We start from the raw sequence: 18,013 nt of genomic DNA on the forward strand, positions 1-18,013 counted from the left end.
CAAAGGGGTCAGGCATGAGTGACGACAAAGATGAGCGCATCGAGGACCTGACAGACGAGGCGTCCGAAGCGCAGGAAGAGGGCAGTTATCTGCTGGAGCGGCGGGCGATTGCCGCGATCCTTTATGCGGTGGACATCAACGACGCGGCCAAGCTGACCGAGCTGATGGAGCCGCTGCACGCGGCCGACATCGCCGACCTTCTGGAACAGATGAACGCCTATGACCGGCGGCGGCTGGTGCAGCTGTATGACCGCGAGTTCGACGGTGAGATTCTGTCGGAACTGGACGAGCGGATCCGCGAAGAGGTGATCTCGGTGCTGCGGCCGGATGTTCTGGCGGATGCTGTGCGCGAGATGGACTCGGACGACGTGGTCGATCTGCTGGAGGATCTGGACGAGCCGCAGCAAGAGGCGATTCTGGATGCGCTAGAGGATGCGGACCGGGTCGCGGTCGAGCAGGCAATGAGCTATCCTGAATACTCTGCCGGGCGATTGATGCAGCGCGAGGTGGTGGCCGCCCCCGAGCATTGGACCGTGGGCGAGGCGATTGATTTCCTGCGCAGTCACGAAGATCTGCCGGATCAGTTCTATCATGTGGTTCTGGTCGATCCGCGGATGCACCCGGTGGGGAACGTGACGCTGGGCAAGATCATGCGCTCGCGTCGCGACGTCGGGCTGAGAGAGATCATGGAGGAAGTGTTTCAGGTCATTCCGGTGACGCAGTACGAGGGCGACGTGGCCTATGCGTTCAACCAGTATCACCTGATTTCCGCGCCGGTTGTGGATGCCGATGACCGGTTGGTCGGGGTGATCACGATTGACGACGCCATGGCGGTTCTGGACGACGAGCACGAGGAAGATATCCTGCGGATGGCGGGTGTTGGTGACGATGCCAGCCTGTCGGACACGATCATCGAGGCGGCAAAGGGCCGGGCCTTGTGGCTGTTTGTCAACCTGCTGACGGCGATTTTGGCCTCGTTGGTGATCGAGGCGTTTGCCGAGACGATCAACCAGATGGTGGCGCTGGCGGTGCTGATGCCGATTGTCGCCTCGATGGGGGGCAATGCGGGGACGCAGACGATGACGGTGACGGTGCGCGCCCTGGCGACGCGCGACCTGACCGCGCAGAACGCGATGCGGGTGGTGATACGTGAGGTGTCGGTGGGGGCGCTGAACGGGGTGCTGTTCGGGCTGACGATGGCGGCGGTGACCGGGCTGTGGTTCGGCGTGCCGATGCTGGCGGTGGTGATCGGCGTGGCGATGCTGGCGACGCAGGTCGCGGCGGCGCTGGGCGGGATCGTGATCCCGATGACGTTGGACCGCTTCAATATCGACCCGGCGCTGGCCTCGGGGCCGTTTGTGACGACGGTAACGGATGTCGTCGGGTTCTTTGCCTTCCTTGGTCTGGCGGCCTCGGTGCTGATGTGAGCGATCTGGCGGCGATCAAGGCAGAGGCGCGCAAGGCGGCTTTCGCGCGGCGCAAGTTGGCCCACGAAGGTGCGCGCGGCGGTCGGGCTGGCGTGCTTTCGAGTTTTCTCGCGGGCTATCGCGGTGCGCCTTTGGCGGGCTATATGCCGATCCGCACCGAGATCAGCCCACTGCCCGCGATGGAAGAGGCCGCAGCACACGGGCCAGTCTGTGTGCCGGTGATTCAGGGCCCGGATCTGCCGTTGCGGTTTTCGCGCTGGGAACCGGGGTGCGCGTTGAAACCGGGCCCGTTTGGCGCGATGATCCCGGCTGTGGATGATTTCATCCGCCCCGAAATCGTGATTGTGCCGTTGGTGGCGTTTGACCGGCATGGCGGGCGGCTGGGCTATGGCGGCGGGTTCTATGACCGCACGTTGGAGCAGCTGCGGGCGCAGGGTCCGGTGCTGGCTGTGGGCTTCGCCTATGCCGCGCAAGAGGCCGACGCGTTGCCGCTGGAGCCGACCGATCAGCCGCTGGATATCATCATCACCGAACAAGGGGTTCTGGACGTCTGACCGCCGGTTCCCTCATGGCGGCCCGTCGGGGGCTGAGGCCTTGCCGCGCAGCCGACCCGAAGCGGGATGGCTGTTGGCTGACAGGGATATGACGCGGATTGGCGCCGGGACGCATTGATTGCAAAGGGAATAAGGCCCGCATGCCTGGCCGAAAGTCACGGGGAAAGCCCGTCTGATGCGACAAGTGCCGCTATGCGTGCGCAACAGGATCAAGATCATGTTCGGACGGCTGAAGAATTGGCGGCACCTGGCCAATCGCAATGGCTGTTGCCCCACGTGGTCCTGCACCCCGTCGCTCCCGCCGCAACGGTGATATTCTGAGGCTGAGGTCTGAATTCGGACAAAGCCGTGGACATGCCACTGACTTCAGCGAAGTTTAGCGAGAAAAGCGGGGTGGATGGTGCTGTGAGAGAGGATTGAACTCTCGACCTCACCCTTACCAAGGGTGTGCTCTACCACTGAGCTACCACAGCATCCTTCGTCGATCAGGCTTGATGGCCGTTCGACCGTGGAGGGGTGATTAGCCGCAATTCCCAAAGGGTGCAAGGGTAATCTGGACGGTTTTTTTCCTCTGCTGTAAGACTGGGATATGAAGCAGAAAACACCCGACAAACTGGTCCCGGCAAAGGGCGAAACCCGCGAGCAGCGGTTGAAAGCAGCGCTGAAGGCCAATATGGCCAAGCGCAAGGCGCAGATGCGCGCGAGGACGCAGGCCGATGGCCGGGGCGAAAAGGATAAAGGGCAGGACTGATGGATTCGATTATCGTAACGGGCAATGGCCCCCTGAACGGGCAGATCCCGATTGCCGGAGCCAAGAATGCGTGCCTGACCCTGATGCCGGCAACCTTGCTGAGCGAAGAACCGCTGACGCTGACCAACGCCCCACGGCTGAGCGACATCAAGACGATGACGGCGCTGCTGCAATCGCTGGGCGCGGAAGTGACGCAGATGCAGGGCGGGCAGGTGCTGGCCATGTCGAGCCATGATATCAACAACCACACTGCCGACTATGACATCGTGCGCAAGATGCGTGCCTCGATCCTGGTGCTGGGGCCGATGCTGGCGCGTGATGGCCATGCTGTCGTCTCGCTGCCTGGTGGGTGCGCAATTGGCGCGCGGCCGGTGGACCTGCACCTGATGGCGCTTGAAGCGATGGGGGCCGAGCTGGACCTGCGCGAGGGGTATGTTCATGCCAAGGCGCCGCTGGGCGGGCTGCGCGGCGGGATGATCGATTTCCCGATCGCCTCGGTCGGGGCCACGGAAAACGCGCTGATGGCGGCGACGCTGGCCAAGGGCACCACGGTGATCAAGAACGCCGCCCGCGAGCCAGAGATCGTTGATCTGGCGGACTGCCTGCGCAAGATGGGCGCGCAGATTGACGGCGATGGCACCAGCACGATCACCATTCAAGGGGTGGATCGGCTGAGTGGTGCGACCCATCCGGTGGTGACCGACCGGATCGAGCTGGGCACCTATATGCTGGCGCCCGCGATCTGCGGCGGCGAGGTTGAGCTTCTGGGCGGCCGGATCGATCTTGTTGGCGCGTTTTGCGAAAAGCTGGATGCGGCGGGCGTGGATGTGACGGAAACCGCGCGCGGTTTGATGGTGAAGCGCCGGGGCGACCGGGTGCGTGCGGTGGATGTGGTGACGGAACCGTTCCCCGGTTTCCCGACCGATCTGCAAGCGCAGATGATGGCGCTGCTGTGCACCGCCGAGGGGACGAGCGTGCTGGAAGAAAAGATCTTTGAAAACCGGTTCATGCATGCGCCCGAACTGATGCGGATGGGCGCGAAGATTGATGTCCATGGCGGCCATGCCACGGTCACGGGCGTCAAGCGGCTGAAGGGGGCGCCGGTGATGGCGACGGACCTGCGGGCGAGTGTTTCGCTGATCCTGGCGGGGCTTGCCGCTGAGGGCGAGACGATCGTGAACCGGGTGTATCACCTTGATCGCGGGTACGAGCGGGTCGAGGAAAAGCTGGGCAATGTCGGCGCAAAAATCGAGCGGGTGAGTGGAACATGACCGAAGATGCACGGTTTGAAGACGGGCGCGAGGCGCCGCTGAATCTGGGCGCGATGGACGCAGAGGATTTGAGCGTGATCTCGGCGCTGGTGCAGGACGCGGTGTTTCCGGTGACGGAGATGACCTGGCGCGCCAGCGAGCGACGTTTCGCGCTGCTGCTGAACCGGTTCCGGTGGGAGGACAAGGGCCGCGAGCGGCATGGCGCCGAACGGGTGCAATCGGTGCTGGCGGTGGATAACGTGCTGAGGGTGTCCTCGCAGGGGATCAGCCGCGATGACAAGGATATGATCCTGTCACTGCTGGCGCTGACCTGGATGCCGGGCGACGATGCCGAAGGTGTGCTGGAGCTGGTCTTGGCCGGTGATGGTGCGATCCGGCTGACGGTTGAGGCGTTGGAAGTGACGCTGAAGGATGTGACGCGGCCCTATCGCGCGCGGTCCAAGCGCGAGCCGGGGCACCCGGCCTGACGATCGGAGGCCTCCGGCGGGAGTATTGACGTCAGAAAGAAACCCGACGTGCGCAAATGCTTGAGGCCGGGCGCGCGGGCGGGTATGTCGATCCGAGACCCGGAGGGACCATGCCTGTTTTTCTCAATACCGCCGATGCCGATTTCGAAACCGCGTTTGCGGCCCTGTTGGGGGCCAAGCGCGAAGACAGCCCTGATGTCGATAACGTCGTGGCGGGGATTATTGCGGATGTGCGCGCGCGCGGGGATGCCGCGCTGGTTGATCTGACGCAGAAGTTTGACCGGCTGGTGCTGACGCCTGAAACGCTGCGGTTTTCCGAGGAAGAGATCGAGGCCTTGGTGGCGGCGGTGCCTGCGCATGAACGTGCGGCGCTCGAGCTGGCTGCGGAGCGCATTCGCGCATACCACGCGCGGCAGATGCCCGAAGATGCGCAGTGGACCGACGAGAGCGGTGCGACGCTTGGCTGGCGCTGGACGCCGGTGTCGGCGGCGGGGCTGTATGTGCCGGGGGGGCTGGCGTCTTATCCGTCCTCTGTTCTGATGAATGCGATCCCGGCCAAGGTGGCGGGGGTTGAGCGGTTGGCGATGGTTGTGCCGACACCAGACGGGGTAGCCAACCCGTTGGTATTGCTGGCGGCGCGGATCGCCGGTGTGAGCGAGATCTATCGCATTGGCGGGGCGCAGGCAGTTGCGGCGCTGGCCTATGGCACCGAGACAATTGCACCGGTGGACAAGATCACCGGGCCGGGCAATGCCTTTGTTGCGGCTGCCAAGCGGCGGGTGTTTGGCAAGGTGGGCATCGACATGATTGCCGGACCGTCCGAAATTCTGGTGATTGCGGATGGTGACAATGACCCTGACTGGATCGCGCTGGACCTGCTGAGCCAGGCCGAGCACGATGAGAGCGCGCAGAGCATTCTGATTACCGACAGCCCTGCGATGGCCAAAGCCGTGGTGGCGTCGGTTGAAAAATATCTGGAAACGCTGGAGCGGCGCGCGATTGCCGGGCCAAGCTGGCGTGACTATGGCGCGGTGATTGTGGTCGAGGATATGGACCGCGCAGTTGCCTTGTCGAACCGGGTGGCCCCTGAGCATTTGGAGCTGTGCGTGGCTGACCCCGATGCCTTGGCCGAGAAGATCACCCACGCTGGGGCGATCTTTCTGGGCGCTTGGACGCCCGAGGCGATTGGCGACTATGTGGGCGGGCCAAATCACGTTCTTCCGACCGCGCGCTCGGCCCGCTTTTCGTCCGGCCTGAGCGTGATGGATTTCGTGAAACGCACGACATTGGCAAAGATGACACCTGCGGCGCTGCGCAGCATCGGACCTGCGGCGGAAACGTTGGCGATCTCGGAAAGTCTTGAGGCGCATGGTTTGTCGGTGCGCGCACGCCTGAGCCGTCTGAACGAGTGACGCCGAATGAAGCCGCAATTTGTTTTGCAAACGTCCAAATACGTGGTCGGGGTCCGCGCTGCGCTTGATGGATCGGATTTCATCGTGCAGAAAGGTTCGACAACCTGTCAGGCGCTGTGCTGACCGGCGGCCTGCGAATGGTCGGATCGTATGAAGCTGGCAAGTGACGGCCAGAGTTGCAAGAACTGGGCGGTCGACCAGTTGAAGGAAGGGGTGAACTGAGATGTCCCGTATCAGCCATATCGAACTGGATGACAGCAATCTGCCGCCGCCCACGCCCGAGATCGAGCAGGAGCGCAAAGTCGCGATGTTTGATCTGCTGGAGGACAACTCGTTCGACCTGCCCAAGCGTGACGACCGTGCAGTGCCTGAAGGTCCATACCGTGTTGGCCTTTCGATCCGGGACAAGCGGCTGGTCTTTGATATTCTGACCGAACTTGAAGAGAAGGCGGCAGAATTTCATCTGAGCCTCAGCCCGTTCCGGCAGGTGGTCAAGGATTACTGGGCGATCTGTGAAAGCTATTTCGATGCGGTCAAGAACATGCCGCCCAGCCAGATTGAAACCATCGATATGGCCCGGCGCGGTATCCACAACGAAGGTGCGCGCATTCTGCAAGAGCGGCTGGAGGGCAAGGCCGATATCGATACCGACACGGCCCGGCGGCTTTTCACGCTGATCTGCGTGCTGCATTTCGGGGGCTGATGCGCGTGGCAAAACCACTGCCCCAGTCGATCTTGTTCTGCTGCGACCACAATGCGGTGCGCTCGCCCATGGCCGAAGGGATCATGAAGAAATTCTATGGCACCGGCACATATGTGCAATCGGTGGGCGTCAAGGGCGAGATGGAAATTGACGGCTTTGCGATTTCCGTCTGTCAGGAACTGGGGGTGGAGCTGTCGCGCCACCGGGCGCGCAGTTTCGAGCAGCTGAAGGATTGCGGCGACGACCTGTCGTCATTCGATCTGATCGTGGCGCTGTCGCCCGCAAGTCGGCATCAGGCGTTGGAACTGACCCGCGTGTTCCATCTGGAGGTCGAATACTGGCCGATCTCGGACCCGACCGGGCAGGGTGAAACGCGCGAGGCGAAGCTTGATGCCTATCGCCAGAGCCGGGACCAGATTGTTGAGCAGTTGATTGCCCGTTGGGGCCAACCAAGGGGAAGCTGATGAACGCGACGGTTCAGGCCTATTTCAAGGCATTCAATGCCGGGGACGTGGAGGCGATGCTGGCCTGTCTGTCCGACGATGTGGCGCATCACGTGAATGAGGGCAAAGTGCGGGTCGGCAAACCGGCGTTCACCGAGTTCTGCGCCCACATGAGCCGATGTTACCGTGAGAACCTGACGGACCTTGTGGTTTTTGACGCGGTGAACGGCACCCGTGCCGCTGCGGAATTCACCGTGAACGGCACCTATCTGGCGACCGATCCGGGCCTGCCAGAGGCGAAGGGGCAGGGGTATTGCCTGCCTGCGGGATCGTTCTTTTCCCTGAAAGACGGCAAGATTACGCGGGTGGTCACCTATTACAATCTGGCGGACTGGATTGCGCAGGTTTCTGCATGATCCGGGTCGCGGCACTGACCGGTGACGCGCTTGAGGCGGTTCTGGACGATGTCGCACAGCTGAGGATCGGCGTGTTCCGCGACTGGCCCTACCTTTATGATGGCGATCTGGCCTATGAAAAGGTCTATATGCAAAGCTATCGCGACAGTGCCGAGGCCGTGGTGGTGGGAGCCTTTGACGGTGATCGCCTGATCGGTGCCGCGACCGGCACCCCGATGGAGGATCACGCCAGCGATTTCGCCGCGGCATTCGACGGCACTGGCGCGCAGTTGAGCGAGATTTTCTATTGCGCCGAGTCGGTGCTGTTGCCCGAGTATCGCGGGCAGGGCATCGGGCATCGGTTCTTTGATCTGCGCGAGGCGCATGCCCGCAAGCTGGGGCGCAAGAAAGTAGCCTTTTGCGGTGTGATGCGCCGGGCCGATCACCCAGCCCGGCCGGATGAGTTTCGGTCCTTGGATGAGTTTTGGCGCAGCCGTGGGTATCGCCCGCTGGCGGGCGTGGTGGCGCGGTTCCACTGGACGGATATTGGCGAAAAGGCACCTAGTGCCAAATCCCTGCAATTCTGGATTCGCACACTTTCGGAGTGAGGCGTGATGTGGCGGGGGAAGAGGCCTCCGGCGGGGATATTTGAAAAATGTGAATTCCTGAGAAAGGGAGCACGATGAAAGTAGCAGCAGCGGCGTATCCGTTAGATGTTTTTGAAGACTGGGCCGGGTATGAGGCCAAGATGCGGTCCTGGGTGGCTGAGGCGGCTGGCGAAGGCGCCGAGTTGCTGGTGTTTCCTGAATACGGCGCGATGGAGCTGGCGTCTTTGGCCGGGGCTGCGGTGGCGGCGGACCTAAAGGGGTCGATCGCAGCGGTGTCGGATAGGGTTGCCGCCTCGAACGCGGTGCTTGCGGGACTGGCGGCCGAGTTTGGTGTGTATATCCTTGGCGGTTCGGCCCCGGTGGTCGACGGGGATCTGGTGGTCAACCGCGCGCCGTTTTTCGGGCCAAAGGGCGGGATCGGCGCGCAGGACAAGCAGATCATGACGCGGTTCGAGCGTGATGATTGGGGCGTGTCGGGGGGCGGGCCGTTGCAGGTGTTTGATACGGCGCTTGGAAAGATCGGCGTGCTGATCTGTTATGACAGCGAATTTCCCTTGTTAGCGCGGGCGCTGATCGACGCGGGCGTAGAGGTCTTGCTGATCCCGTCCTGCACAGAGGCACTTGAGGGATATTGGCGGGTGCGCATCGGCGCGATGGCCCGCGCGCTGGAGGGGCAATGTGTCAGCGTCATGGCTTCGTTGGTCGGCGACCGGCCCGAGATTTTTGCAGTTGAGGAGAACACCGGCATGGGCGGCATCTTTGGCCCGCCCGATGCTGGGTTCCCGCCCACCGGGGTGGTGGCCGAAGGGGTGTTGCGGCAGCCGGGCTGGACCTATGCGCGGGTCGATCTTGATCAGATCCGCGCGGTGCGCGCTGACGGTCATGTGCTGAACATGCGTCATTGGGAAGAGCAGGACCCAAGGACCGGGCCGCTGTCACAGACGCAACTGCGCTAGAGATTCCTCTTGAAAATCCGCTCGAATGCGCCCATTTAACCGTCGTCCCTCAAATTGGACGGGATAATTGATAAAGGAGAGACCATGGCCAAGGAAGATACGCTCGAATTTCCCGGTGTCGTGAAGGAACTCCTGCCCAATGCGACGTTTCGGGTCGAGCTTGAAAATGGCCATGAGATCATCGCACATACGGCAGGAAAGATGCGCAAGAACCGCATCCGTGTTCTGGCTGGCGACAAGGTACAAGTCGAAATGACCCCCTATGATCTGACCAAGGGTCGGATCAACTATCGCTTTAAGTAAGTGCGTCTGATCTTGGGATCGGGCAGCCCCCGCCGCAAGGAATTGCTGGCGCAAATCGGGGTTGTGGCGGATGATATCCGCCCCCCTGATATCGACGAAACCCCGATGAAAGCCGAACTGCCGCGCCCGTATTGTGCCCGAATTGCACGCGAAAAAGTGCTGGCAGTTCAGGCGGATAGCGATGATGTCGTGCTGTGCGCAGACACCACCGTGGCGCTGGGGCGTCGGATCATGGGCAAGCCGGAAAATGTCGGACAGGCGGCGGAGTTTTTGCTGGCCATGTCGGGGCGGCGCCACAAGGTGATTACCGCCGTGGCGGTGCGCCGGGGCGCGCAGGTGTGGGAACGCGATGTCGTGACCACAGTGCAGATGAAGCGCTTGTCGGATGAAGAATTGAACGCCTATCTGGCCACCAATGACTGGCAGGGCAAGGCGGGCGGTTACGGGATTCAGGGGCCTGCGGGCGCGCTGATTCCATGGATTTCGGGGTCGTTTACCGCAGTCGTCGGTCTTCCCTTGGCAGAGGCCGCAGGGTTGCTGCGGGCCGCAGGGTATCCGGTTTGGGGGCACGCATGATAGGCCGACAGATTATTTTGGACGAACTGGCTGGCAAAGAAGCGGCGGCGCTGATCGTCGATGGACAGCTGCATGATCTGCTGGTTGATTCGGATGCGCCGCGCGTCGGGGCGATTTATCGCGCCGTGGCCGAGCGCCCGATGAAGGGGCAGGGCGGTTTGTTCCTGCGCACCCCCGATGGGCAGGCCTTTTTGCGGCAGGTCAAGGGGATCGCGCCCGGCGATACGATGCTGGTGCAGGTCACCGGATATGCCGAAGCGGGCAAGGCACTGCCTGTCACGCAAAAGCTGCTGTTCAAAAGCCGTTTCGCCATCGTCACCCCGGATGCGCCCGGCCTGAACATCAGCCGCAAAATCCGCGACGAAGGCCTGCGGGATACTTTGCTGGCAATCGCGCATGACGTGATGGATGGCGTTGAAATGGGGCTGATCCTGCGCTCGTCCTGCGAAGGGGCGGACGCTGACGAGATCGCCGAGGATATCGCCGCGATGGCCGACCTGGCACAGGCGGTGGTGGCTGATGCCGAAGGCGCGCCCGAGAAGCTGACCGAAGGCGAGGGGCCTCATGGTCTGGCCTGGCGCGACTGGGTCGAGCCTGCGCAGATCGTGACCGAGCCCGGTGGATTTGCAGCGCATGGCGTGTTGGACCTGATCGCGGACGCGCGTGGCCCGCAAGTCCGCTTGTCTGGCGGTGCCTCGATGTTCGTGGAGCCTACCCGCGCGCTTGTGGCAGTGGATGTGAACACAGGCGGCGATACCTCGCCTGCTGCCGCGCTAAAGGCCAATATTGCGGCGGCCCGTGACCTGCCGCGGTTGTTGCGGGTGCGGGGCCTTGGCGGACAGATCACGATGGATCTGGCGCCGATGCCCAAGAAGGACAGGCGCAGCTTCGAAATGGCGCTGAAAGCCGCGTTTCGCACCGACCAGATCGAAACGGTGATGGCGGGCTGGACCCCTCTGGGGCACTATGAATTGCAGCGCAAACGCGAGAGGTTGCCCCTGTCGGACGCGCTGTCATGAGCTGTCCGATCTGCCACGGCGAAACCGATCAGAAATACCGCCCCTTCTGCTCGCGCCGCTGCGCGGACATCGATATGGGGCGGTGGCTTGGCGGGCAGTATGCGGTGGCTTCCAACGACCCGGACGACATCGAACAGGTGATCGAAGCGATGGAGCAGCGCCCCGAAAAACCGCACTGATCGCGGCGGGCGCGCCGCTTTTTCCGATGCCACTCTATTGATGGCGCAGGGCGACAATCGGGTTCATCCGCGCCGCGCGCCTTGCGGGAAAATAGCCAAAGATCACCCCAACCACGGCTGAAAACCCAAAGGCCAGCAGGATGATGACGGGATCAGGCGCAAACGGGATCGCAAGCATATTCGACCCGACCACAGCCAGCGCAAGACCCAGAAGAATGCCGATCAACCCGCCGAGCAGCGACAAGACAATCGCCTCGACCAGAAACTGCATCAGAACCTGACGCTCGGTCGCGCCAATCGCCAACCGGATGCCGATTTCACGGGTCCGTTCGGTGACTGACACCAGCATGATGTTCATGATCCCGATGCCGCCGACCAACAGGCTGACCGCAGCAACAGCGGACAAAAGCCCCGTCAGAACGCTGGAAATTCCGGTCAGCATCGAGGTGATCTGCTTCATGTCGAACACGTTGAAATCGTCGTCTTCCCCCGGTCCAATCCGCCGTCTTTCGCGCATCAGCAACTCGATATCGACTTTGGCCTTGTCGGTCGAAATGCCCTCCCTGATCGCGGCATAGATCATCGAGACGTCCTGATTTCCCGCGACGCGGCGATGAAATGTGCGGATTGGTATCAGGATACGGTCGTCCTGATCGTTGCCGAAACTTGACGCGCCCTTGGCTTCCAGCACGCCGATCACCCGGCACGAAATTTGCTTGATGCGGATCACGTCCCCCAATGGGCTAGAGCTGCCGAACAGCTCTTTTCGCACGGTTTCGCCCAAAATACAGGCCGCAGTTCCGCTACGCAGCTCGCTGTCATAGAAATCCCGCCCCTCGGTGATGGCCCAATCGGTGGCCTCAAGATATCGGTTGTCCGTGCCGGTCACATTGGTGGAGTAGTTGGTATTGCCAAGGATCGCCGTCATCATCCGCGAATTCATCGGGGTCGCGACGTTGACGCTGCTTACCTGATCCTGGATCGCGTCCACATCCTTGAGCGTCAGGCTCGCGGCGGTGCTTGAGGCGCCACCGGGGCCGCCCTGACCCTGACCGGGGCGGATCATCAGAAGGTTGGTGCCCAGCTTGGAGACATCCGCCTCTACCTGATCGGTCGAGCCTTGCCCGACCGTAACCATGGCAATCACCGCCGCCACCCCGATCACAACCCCAAGAATGGTCAGAAACGACCGCAAGGCGTTGCGCAGGATGGCCTGAAGGGCAAGGTGTAGCGTTTCAAGAAACATTTGCGATCTCCGCAGGGTTGGTCGTGTCAGATGCAACGCGACCGTCAATGAACTGCACCAACCGCTTGGCATATGCGGCCATGTCAGGCTCGTGCGTGACCATCAGAATGGTGATGCCCTCGTCACGGTTCAGCTCGGTCAGCAGCTCCATGATTTCCTGACCGCGCGCGGTATCAAGGTTGCCGGTTGGCTCGTCCGCCAGCAACACATCCGGGCGGGTGACGATCGCCCGCGCAATTGCGACGCGCTGTTGTTGCCCGCCCGACAACTGCGATGGGTGGTGATGTTCGCGCCCGGTCAACCCGACCCGCGCCAGCGCCCGCAGCGCAAGGGCGCGGCGTTCGGTTCTGGCCATCCCCTGATAGATCAACGGCAGTTCGACATTATCGAGCGCCGACGTCCGCGCCAGCAGATTATAGCCTTGAAACACAAAGCCAAGATAGTTGCGCCGCAGAAGCGCGCGCTGGTCTCGCCCCAGTGATCCGACCTCGGTGCCAAGAAAGCGATAGCTGCCACTGGTCGGGGTATCGAGGCAGCCAATCATATTCAGCGCCGTCGATTTCCCCGATCCGCTGGGCCCCATGATGGCCACGAACTCGCCGCTCAAGATCGCCAAGTTGACGTCCTGAAGCGCCCGCACTTCGGTCTCGCCCTCGCCATAGGTTTTCGCGATGCCCGTCAGCGCAATCACCGGCGTTTCATCTGCGAGGGTCATTGGGTCACCATATCCACGACAACGCTGTCACCGGCCGCCAGCGGCCCGTCCAGAATTTCGGTGATCATGCCATCTGTTTCGCCGGTCTTGATTTCGACTGCGGCAAGCGCGTCATCGTTCTGCACCCAGATGGTGCGCAAATTACTGTCGGTATCCGTCCGGGGGGCGGGGGTGTTGGTGGGGCGGGTGAACAGCATGCCGATCAACCCGCTGCCGCCGGATTCCTGCTCGACCTCGACGGGCGGGGCAAATCGCAACGCGGCATTCGACACCGTAAGCGCGTCAGGAATTTCCGAAACCGTGATATCGGCCGTGGCCGTCATGCCGGGGCGCAGCAGCAGATCGGCGTTGTCGATCGCAAGAATCGCCTTATAGGTCACAACCCCATCAATGGTTTGCGGCGAAAACCGCAGTTCGGAAATCACCGCCGGAAACGTGCGCCCCTGATAGGCCTCGACCGTGAATTCCGCCTTGTCGCCCACCTCGACCTTGCCAATGTCGGCCTCGTCGATATCAACGCGCAGCTCCATCCGGGTCAGGTCTTCGGCGATGGAAAACAGGATCGGCGCCTGCAGCGACGAGGCGACGATTTGCCCGACATCGACATTGCGCTCTAGCACCACACCGTTGATCGGCGAACAGATACACGCCTTGCCCAGATTGGCCTCGTCAACCTTCAGGTCGGCGGCAGCCACACGCACGTCAGCCTCGGCGCTGGCCTGCGCGGACTGCGCACGGGCCAAGGCGGCCCTTGCGGCGGTGAAGCTTTGCGTGGTGCTTACCCCGCGCCGGTCAAGCTCTTGCGCGCGCTCATATTCTTCCTGCTTTTCAGTCAGGGTTGCCGCAGCTTCGGCCACACGCGCCTCGCGCGCCAGAAGTGTGGCGCGCGAGTGCTCAAGCTGAGCGTTCAGCTTGTCCGTGTCCAGCTCCGCCAGTATCTCGCCCTGGGTGACTGAGCTGTTGTAGTCCACATAGACAGAGCGGATCGTGCCGCTCAGCTCGCTGGAGATCTCGACAAGGTTGGTGGGCTCGACCGTCCCGGTGGCGGTTACGGTCACGATAATCGGCCGACGTGCAACCTTCACGGTTTCATAGGTGTTCAATGCGCCAGCGGTTTGCGCGCTGAACCACCACCAACCACCCCCAAGGCACAGCACAGCAACAACCGCCCACAACGCCCACTTGCGGACATTCCGTCCGGTGCCGCCTTGGGCGACAATCTGGTTAATGTCGGTTTTTGGTGCTGGCATGGTCGGTATCCTTGCTGTCCGCGCGTTATGTCTGGCGCTCTGAAAGTGCCTGTCAGGGCGCAGGTTTGGTTATCGTGTCTGCCCTGGACCCGGTCTTTGATACGGGTCAAGTTCGCGGTTTCGTCGGTCAAGATGGCGTATTTGATGACATTCTCAAATTCAGTGTGCGCAAAATTGTGCATCACGTCGGTGAATATTCCTGATTTTACTGACACCTGGGCGGGATCATTGCACAAAAAAGAAACGCCCCACCGGCACAAACCTATGGGGCGTTTTTTAATCTGCGGCACGTGTTGGTCTATCGGCCCGCCACGCCGCCCCTGACAGGGTGATCACGCCTCAGCAAGCGGCGCCCGTTTCTTTGCCCGAAGCTGTAGAACGACAACCGGCAATATCGCCAACATCCCGATCCCCATCGTGATCAGCCCCGGTGCGATAAACAGAAAGGATGCTATCGCCACCCACCATCGTTCAAACTTGCGAAGGGGCGCGAACAGGAACCCCGAAAACGCAACGCCCAGCGACGCAATTCCCATCATTGCACCGGCCAGCGTGACCGTGAATGCCCCCCAGGTGAAGCCATCCGCAACCAACAACAAGGCGGGCGAATATACGAACACGAACGGCACCAGCGCCTTGGCGATCCCAAGCCGGAAGGCCGTGTTGCCTGTCTTGAACGGGTTCGACCCGGCGATGCCTGCCGCCGCATAGGCCGCAAGCGCGACGGGCGGCGTGATGTCTGCCAATACCCCGTAATAAAACACGAAGAAATGCGACACCAACGGCTGTACTTGCAACTGCGCAAGCGCGGGCGCGGCCACCGCAACAAGGATGATATAGGTCGCCGTCGTGGGGATCCCCGCGCCCATGATGATGCAGGACACGGCAATCAACACGAGCGAGAAGAACAGCGCCCATTGCTCAAGCGCGAAATAGCTGAGCGGCCAGATGCTGCCCACAAACGCACCGATATCGGTGGCGGTCTGCACCACCACATAGCCCAGCCGGAAGCCAACCCCGGTAAGGGTAACGACGCCCACAACAACGCCCACCGTCGCTGCGGCCGCCCCAACGGCCAGCGTGTTTTTGGCCCCCGAGGCCAGACTGTCCCAAAGATCGGGAATGGTCAGCCGGTTCACCGGGTTCAGGAACCCCACCACAACGCAGGCGATGATGCCGTAAACCGCCGCATAGTCGGGCGTCTTCCCCGACAGGATCAGGTACACCAGAATGCCCAAGGGGATGAGGCTGAGCCAGTGCTCTTTCAGCACGACGGCGGCCTTGGGCAGCTCCTCGGCGCGCAGGCCGCGCAGGCCCAGCTTCTTGGCCTCAAGATGGACCATGATGAAGATCCCGAAATAGTGCAGCAACGCCGGGAAAAGTGCGGCGGCAAGCACATCGCGCAGGGGAATTTCAAGATATTCCACCATGATAAACGCAGCGGCCCCCAGGATCGGCGGCGTGATCTGCCCCCCGGTCGAGGCTGTCGCTTCGGTCGCCGCCGCGAAATGCGCCGGGTATCCCACGCGCTTCATTGCAGGGATGGTCAGCGCGCCGGTGGTCACCGTGTTGGCAATCGACGACCCTGAGATCGTGCCCATAAACGCGCTTGAGAAAATCGCGACCTTTGCAGGCCCCCCGGAATACCGCCCCGCGATAACCATGGCGAGGTCGATGAACAGCTGCCCCAAACCGATCCGCGTGGCAAGAACCCCGAACAGGATGAACAGGAACACATATTGCGCCATCACACCGATCGCGACGCCGTAAATGCCTTGGTTGGTCATATAGAGGTGGTTGATCAGGCCCAGCCAGGACGCCCCCCCATGTTTCAACGCGCCGGGCATCAATGGCCCGAAAAGCGCGAAACAGATAAACAAAAGTGCGATGATCGGCAGGGTCGGCCCCACCGAACGGCGCGTGGCCTCTAGCGTCAGAATCAAAAGCGCCGTGCCCATCAATACATCTGATTGCGAGGGGTTGCCGACGCGTTCGGCCACGATTTCCGGCGGCAGCAGCGGCAGATAAAGCGCCGCCCCAACGGCCATGATCGAAAACACGATATCAAGCCAGGGCACACCCTGAAACCGTAGCGCCCCGGCGCGCGGCTCGGTGCCGTCTTCCTTGCGCCAGCCGAACAGCACGAACACCAGACCCAGCACGAAAGAAAGGTGAATACCGCGGTGCAAAAGCTCGCGGATCAGGCCAAAGCCCGAGGCATAGAAATGATAGACCGACATCGTCACCAGGACCGCCGAGATCACCATCCCGATCTGTTTCCCGGTCGGCCTGAAGGCAGTTTCCGGGTCATACTTGCGCTCAATCTCGGCCAGAAGTTCCGGCGTTAGCTCTGGTTGCTTGTCTGACACCATTTGTCCAAATCCTGCCCCGTGAATTCAAATACCCCGGGCCCGCATTGGCGCCCGGGGTGTCCTGAGTTGCCTGCTTATTTCAGCAGACCGGCTTCTTTGTAGAACCGCTCGGCACCGGCATGCAGCGGCACGCCCACACCGTTCAGCGCGGTTTCGAGCGTGATGGTTTTGCCCTTGGCATGGCCCACATCCAGCAGCTTGCGCGACTGTTCGTTCCAAAGCGCCTTGGTGATGTTGTAGATCAGCTCTTCGTCCTCGTTGGCCGAGGTGAACCACTGTGCGCCAACAGCCACGGTTGGGGTCGTGGCCACGCCTTCATACGCGCCTTCGGGAATATCCGAGGCGGCGAAGAAGCCGTATTTTTCGACCAGAGCGGCCGCACCTTCACCCTCGATCGGGACCAGCTTGATCGGTGCCGCCGACGCCAGCTCGACCAGCGACCCCGTAGGGAAGCCGGCGACCACGAAAAACGCGTCGATCTTGCCGTTGCGCAGCGCCTCGGATGCGGCGCCGCCCTTCAGGGCCTCTGCGGTCACATCGTCAACCGACAGCCCTGATGCTTCGAGGATCAGCTTGGCGTCCACATAGGTGCCCGATCCCGGCTCATCCAGCGACACGCGCTTGCCCTTCAGATCGGCAACCGAGTTGATGCCACTGTCAGCCAGCGCCACCAGGTGGATGTGCTCTTCGAACAGGGCGGCAATCGTGCGCAGATCCTTGGCAGGCTCTTTGCCTTCCATCGTGCCGGTGCCGGTATAGGCCCAATAGGCCACGTCCGACTGGGCAAAACCAGAGTTCCGCAGACCGGAATTGATGGCGTTCACGTTGTCCACCGACCCGCGCGACGACACGGCCGATGCAATCAGCCCCTCCACGCCGCACGACCCACCTTCACCGCATTCGCGCGATCCGGGCGGTTTGGAAATCGCGTTGGCGATCACGCCGCCAACCGGATAATAGGTATAGGCTGTGCCGCCCGTCCCAATGGTAAAGAATTTCAGCTCTTGCGCCGTGGCCGTCACACCGACAGTTGCCAACAAGACGGCGGACATGGCTGCCGCTTTCAGATTTCGAAACGAAAATGACATTAGTCTCTCCATGTTGTTTTTTATCCCGACCAGCACAATCGGCATTGGTCCGGGTTTCAGAGTTCTGTGTTTACTCTGAGCGAGAAGCTAGATGGTGCCGACCAAGAATGCAAACGTGGCTAAACTTCTGAGGAAATGGCGTTTTTGACCATGCTCGGCACGGCGACTCGGCCCCGATTTTCCACGCCCAGCCGTGCAAAGCGCTTGGGGCACAGGGCGGCGCCGCAAGCCGCTTCTTGTTCCCCAGCAGCAAAATGCCACGCGCGCCATCAATGGCA

The 18,013-nt window shown here is 61.8% G+C and carries 21 protein-coding genes, 1 tRNA gene and 1 pseudogene; 17 read left to right on the plus strand and 6 right to left on the minus strand.

The annotated features are described in order from the left end of the window. The first annotated feature begins 14 nt into the window (after positions 1-14). From mgtE to BSF79_RS20080, 3 genes and pseudogenes are all read left to right on the plus strand, one after another. Entirely contained in the window at positions 15-1,427 is a 1,413-nt protein-coding gene (mgtE, locus tag BSF79_RS11060) for a magnesium transporter (RefSeq protein WP_090269965.1), read from the plus strand. Beyond that, positions 1,424-1,981, plus strand: coding sequence for a 5-formyltetrahydrofolate cyclo-ligase (locus tag BSF79_RS11065; protein WP_090269966.1), 558 nt, complete (start codon positions 1,424-1,426; stop codon positions 1,979-1,981). Before mgtE ends, BSF79_RS11065 begins: the two co-directional genes overlap by 4 nt. A 25-nt stretch (positions 1,982-2,006) precedes the next feature. After that, positions 2,007-2,302, plus strand: a pseudogene (locus BSF79_RS20080) (IS5/IS1182 family transposase); the annotation flags it as partial. A 77-nt stretch (positions 2,303-2,379) separates the two neighbouring features. Here the strand turns inward: BSF79_RS20080 and BSF79_RS11070 are convergent. Then, positions 2,380-2,454, minus strand: a tRNA-Thr gene (locus BSF79_RS11070). A 116-nt stretch (positions 2,455-2,570) separates the two neighbouring features. On the opposite strand from BSF79_RS11070, the gene BSF79_RS19765 reads away from it, so the two are divergent. From BSF79_RS19765 to BSF79_RS11130, 13 genes are all read left to right on the plus strand, one after another. After that, positions 2,571-2,732 carry a hypothetical protein gene (locus BSF79_RS19765; RefSeq protein ID WP_175545313.1) on the plus strand — a complete coding sequence of 54 codons (162 nt, stop codon included), beginning with the start codon at positions 2,571-2,573 and terminating at the stop codon, positions 2,730-2,732. Then, a complete protein-coding gene (murA, locus tag BSF79_RS11075) occupies positions 2,732-4,003 on the plus strand; it encodes a UDP-N-acetylglucosamine 1-carboxyvinyltransferase (RefSeq protein WP_090269967.1) in 1,272 nt (423 codons plus the stop codon). The genes BSF79_RS19765 and murA overlap by 1 nt, the downstream gene beginning before the upstream one ends. Next, a complete protein-coding gene (locus tag BSF79_RS11080) occupies positions 4,000-4,470 on the plus strand; it encodes a DUF2948 family protein (RefSeq protein WP_090269968.1) in 471 nt (156 codons plus the stop codon). Before murA ends, BSF79_RS11080 begins: the two co-directional genes overlap by 4 nt. Positions 4,471-4,580: 110 nt before the next feature. Then, on the plus strand, positions 4,581-5,882 hold the full coding sequence (hisD, locus tag BSF79_RS11085; RefSeq protein WP_090270092.1) for a histidinol dehydrogenase: 1,302 nt from the start codon (positions 4,581-4,583) through the stop codon (positions 5,880-5,882). Between the two features lie 223 nt (positions 5,883-6,105). Further along, positions 6,106-6,585 carry a UPF0262 family protein gene (locus BSF79_RS11090; RefSeq protein ID WP_090269969.1) on the plus strand — a complete coding sequence of 160 codons (480 nt, stop codon included), beginning with the start codon at positions 6,106-6,108 and terminating at the stop codon, positions 6,583-6,585. A 5-nt stretch (positions 6,586-6,590) separates the two neighbouring features. After that, on the plus strand, positions 6,591-7,049 hold the full coding sequence (locus tag BSF79_RS11095) for an arsenate-mycothiol transferase ArsC (RefSeq protein ID WP_281248637.1): 459 nt from the start codon (positions 6,591-6,593) through the stop codon (positions 7,047-7,049). Beyond that, positions 7,049-7,444, plus strand: coding sequence for a ketosteroid isomerase-related protein (locus BSF79_RS11100; protein ID WP_090269971.1), 396 nt, complete (start codon positions 7,049-7,051; stop codon positions 7,442-7,444). The genes BSF79_RS11095 and BSF79_RS11100 overlap by 1 nt, the downstream gene beginning before the upstream one ends. Then, a complete protein-coding gene (locus BSF79_RS11105; protein WP_090269972.1) occupies positions 7,441-8,031 on the plus strand; it encodes a GNAT family N-acetyltransferase in 591 nt (196 codons plus the stop codon). The genes BSF79_RS11100 and BSF79_RS11105 overlap by 4 nt, the downstream gene beginning before the upstream one ends. A 74-nt stretch (positions 8,032-8,105) precedes the next feature. Continuing rightward, positions 8,106-8,987, plus strand: a complete 882-nt coding sequence (locus tag BSF79_RS11110; protein WP_090269973.1) for a carbon-nitrogen hydrolase family protein — start codon at positions 8,106-8,108, stop codon at positions 8,985-8,987. Between the two features lie 84 nt (positions 8,988-9,071). Beyond that, positions 9,072-9,290: a translation initiation factor IF-1 gene (infA, locus tag BSF79_RS11115; RefSeq protein WP_005978431.1), complete on the plus strand. Its 219-nt coding sequence runs from the start codon at positions 9,072-9,074 to the stop codon at positions 9,288-9,290. Then, entirely contained in the window at positions 9,291-9,866 is a 576-nt protein-coding gene (locus BSF79_RS11120; protein WP_090269974.1) for a Maf family protein, read from the plus strand. Beyond that, complete coding sequence (locus tag BSF79_RS11125) at positions 9,863-10,885, plus strand: ribonuclease E/G (protein WP_090269975.1); 1,023 nt, start codon at positions 9,863-9,865, stop codon at positions 10,883-10,885. Before BSF79_RS11120 ends, BSF79_RS11125 begins: the two co-directional genes overlap by 4 nt. Further along, positions 10,882-11,064 (plus strand): DNA gyrase inhibitor YacG, encoded by a 183-nt coding sequence (locus tag BSF79_RS11130; RefSeq protein WP_090269976.1) that lies wholly within the window; start codon positions 10,882-10,884, stop codon positions 11,062-11,064. The genes BSF79_RS11125 and BSF79_RS11130 overlap by 4 nt, the downstream gene beginning before the upstream one ends. A 34-nt stretch (positions 11,065-11,098) precedes the next feature. On the opposite strand, the gene BSF79_RS11135 is transcribed toward BSF79_RS11130, so the two are convergent. Genes BSF79_RS11135 through BSF79_RS11145 form a run of 3 tightly spaced genes read right to left on the minus strand, consistent with a single transcriptional unit; the run spans position 11,099 to position 14,275 of the window. Next, entirely contained in the window at positions 11,099-12,310 is a 1,212-nt protein-coding gene (locus BSF79_RS11135) for an ABC transporter permease (RefSeq protein WP_090269977.1), read from the minus strand. Next, a complete protein-coding gene (locus BSF79_RS11140) occupies positions 12,300-13,025 on the minus strand; it encodes an ABC transporter ATP-binding protein (RefSeq protein ID WP_090269978.1) in 726 nt (241 codons plus the stop codon). The genes BSF79_RS11135 and BSF79_RS11140 overlap by 11 nt, the downstream gene beginning before the upstream one ends. Continuing rightward, positions 13,022-14,275, minus strand: a complete 1,254-nt coding sequence (locus BSF79_RS11145; RefSeq protein WP_090269979.1) for an efflux RND transporter periplasmic adaptor subunit — start codon at positions 14,273-14,275, stop codon at positions 13,022-13,024. Before BSF79_RS11145 ends, BSF79_RS11140 begins: the two co-directional genes overlap by 4 nt. A 74-nt stretch (positions 14,276-14,349) precedes the next feature. Between BSF79_RS11145 and BSF79_RS20225 the strand changes: the two genes are divergently transcribed. Next, positions 14,350-14,478 (plus strand): hypothetical protein, encoded by a 129-nt coding sequence (locus BSF79_RS20225; protein ID WP_281248638.1) that lies wholly within the window; start codon positions 14,350-14,352, stop codon positions 14,476-14,478. A gap of 129 nt (positions 14,479-14,607) precedes the next feature. Here BSF79_RS20225 and BSF79_RS11155 read toward each other — a convergent pair whose 3' ends face one another. Both BSF79_RS11155 and BSF79_RS11160 read right to left on the minus strand, forming a co-directional pair. Then, positions 14,608-16,647 (minus strand): TRAP transporter permease, encoded by a 2,040-nt coding sequence (locus tag BSF79_RS11155; protein ID WP_090269981.1) that lies wholly within the window; start codon positions 16,645-16,647, stop codon positions 14,608-14,610. 74 nt (positions 16,648-16,721) lie between these two features. Beyond that, positions 16,722-17,699 carry a TAXI family TRAP transporter solute-binding subunit gene (locus BSF79_RS11160; protein WP_090270093.1) on the minus strand — a complete coding sequence of 326 codons (978 nt, stop codon included), beginning with the start codon at positions 17,697-17,699 and terminating at the stop codon, positions 16,722-16,724. Between the last annotated feature and the right edge of the window lie 314 nt (positions 17,700-18,013).

The sequence above is a fragment of the Thalassovita taeanensis genome, assembly GCF_900110775.1.
Classification (GTDB): Bacteria; Pseudomonadota; Alphaproteobacteria; order Rhodobacterales; family Rhodobacteraceae; genus Litorimicrobium; species Litorimicrobium taeanense.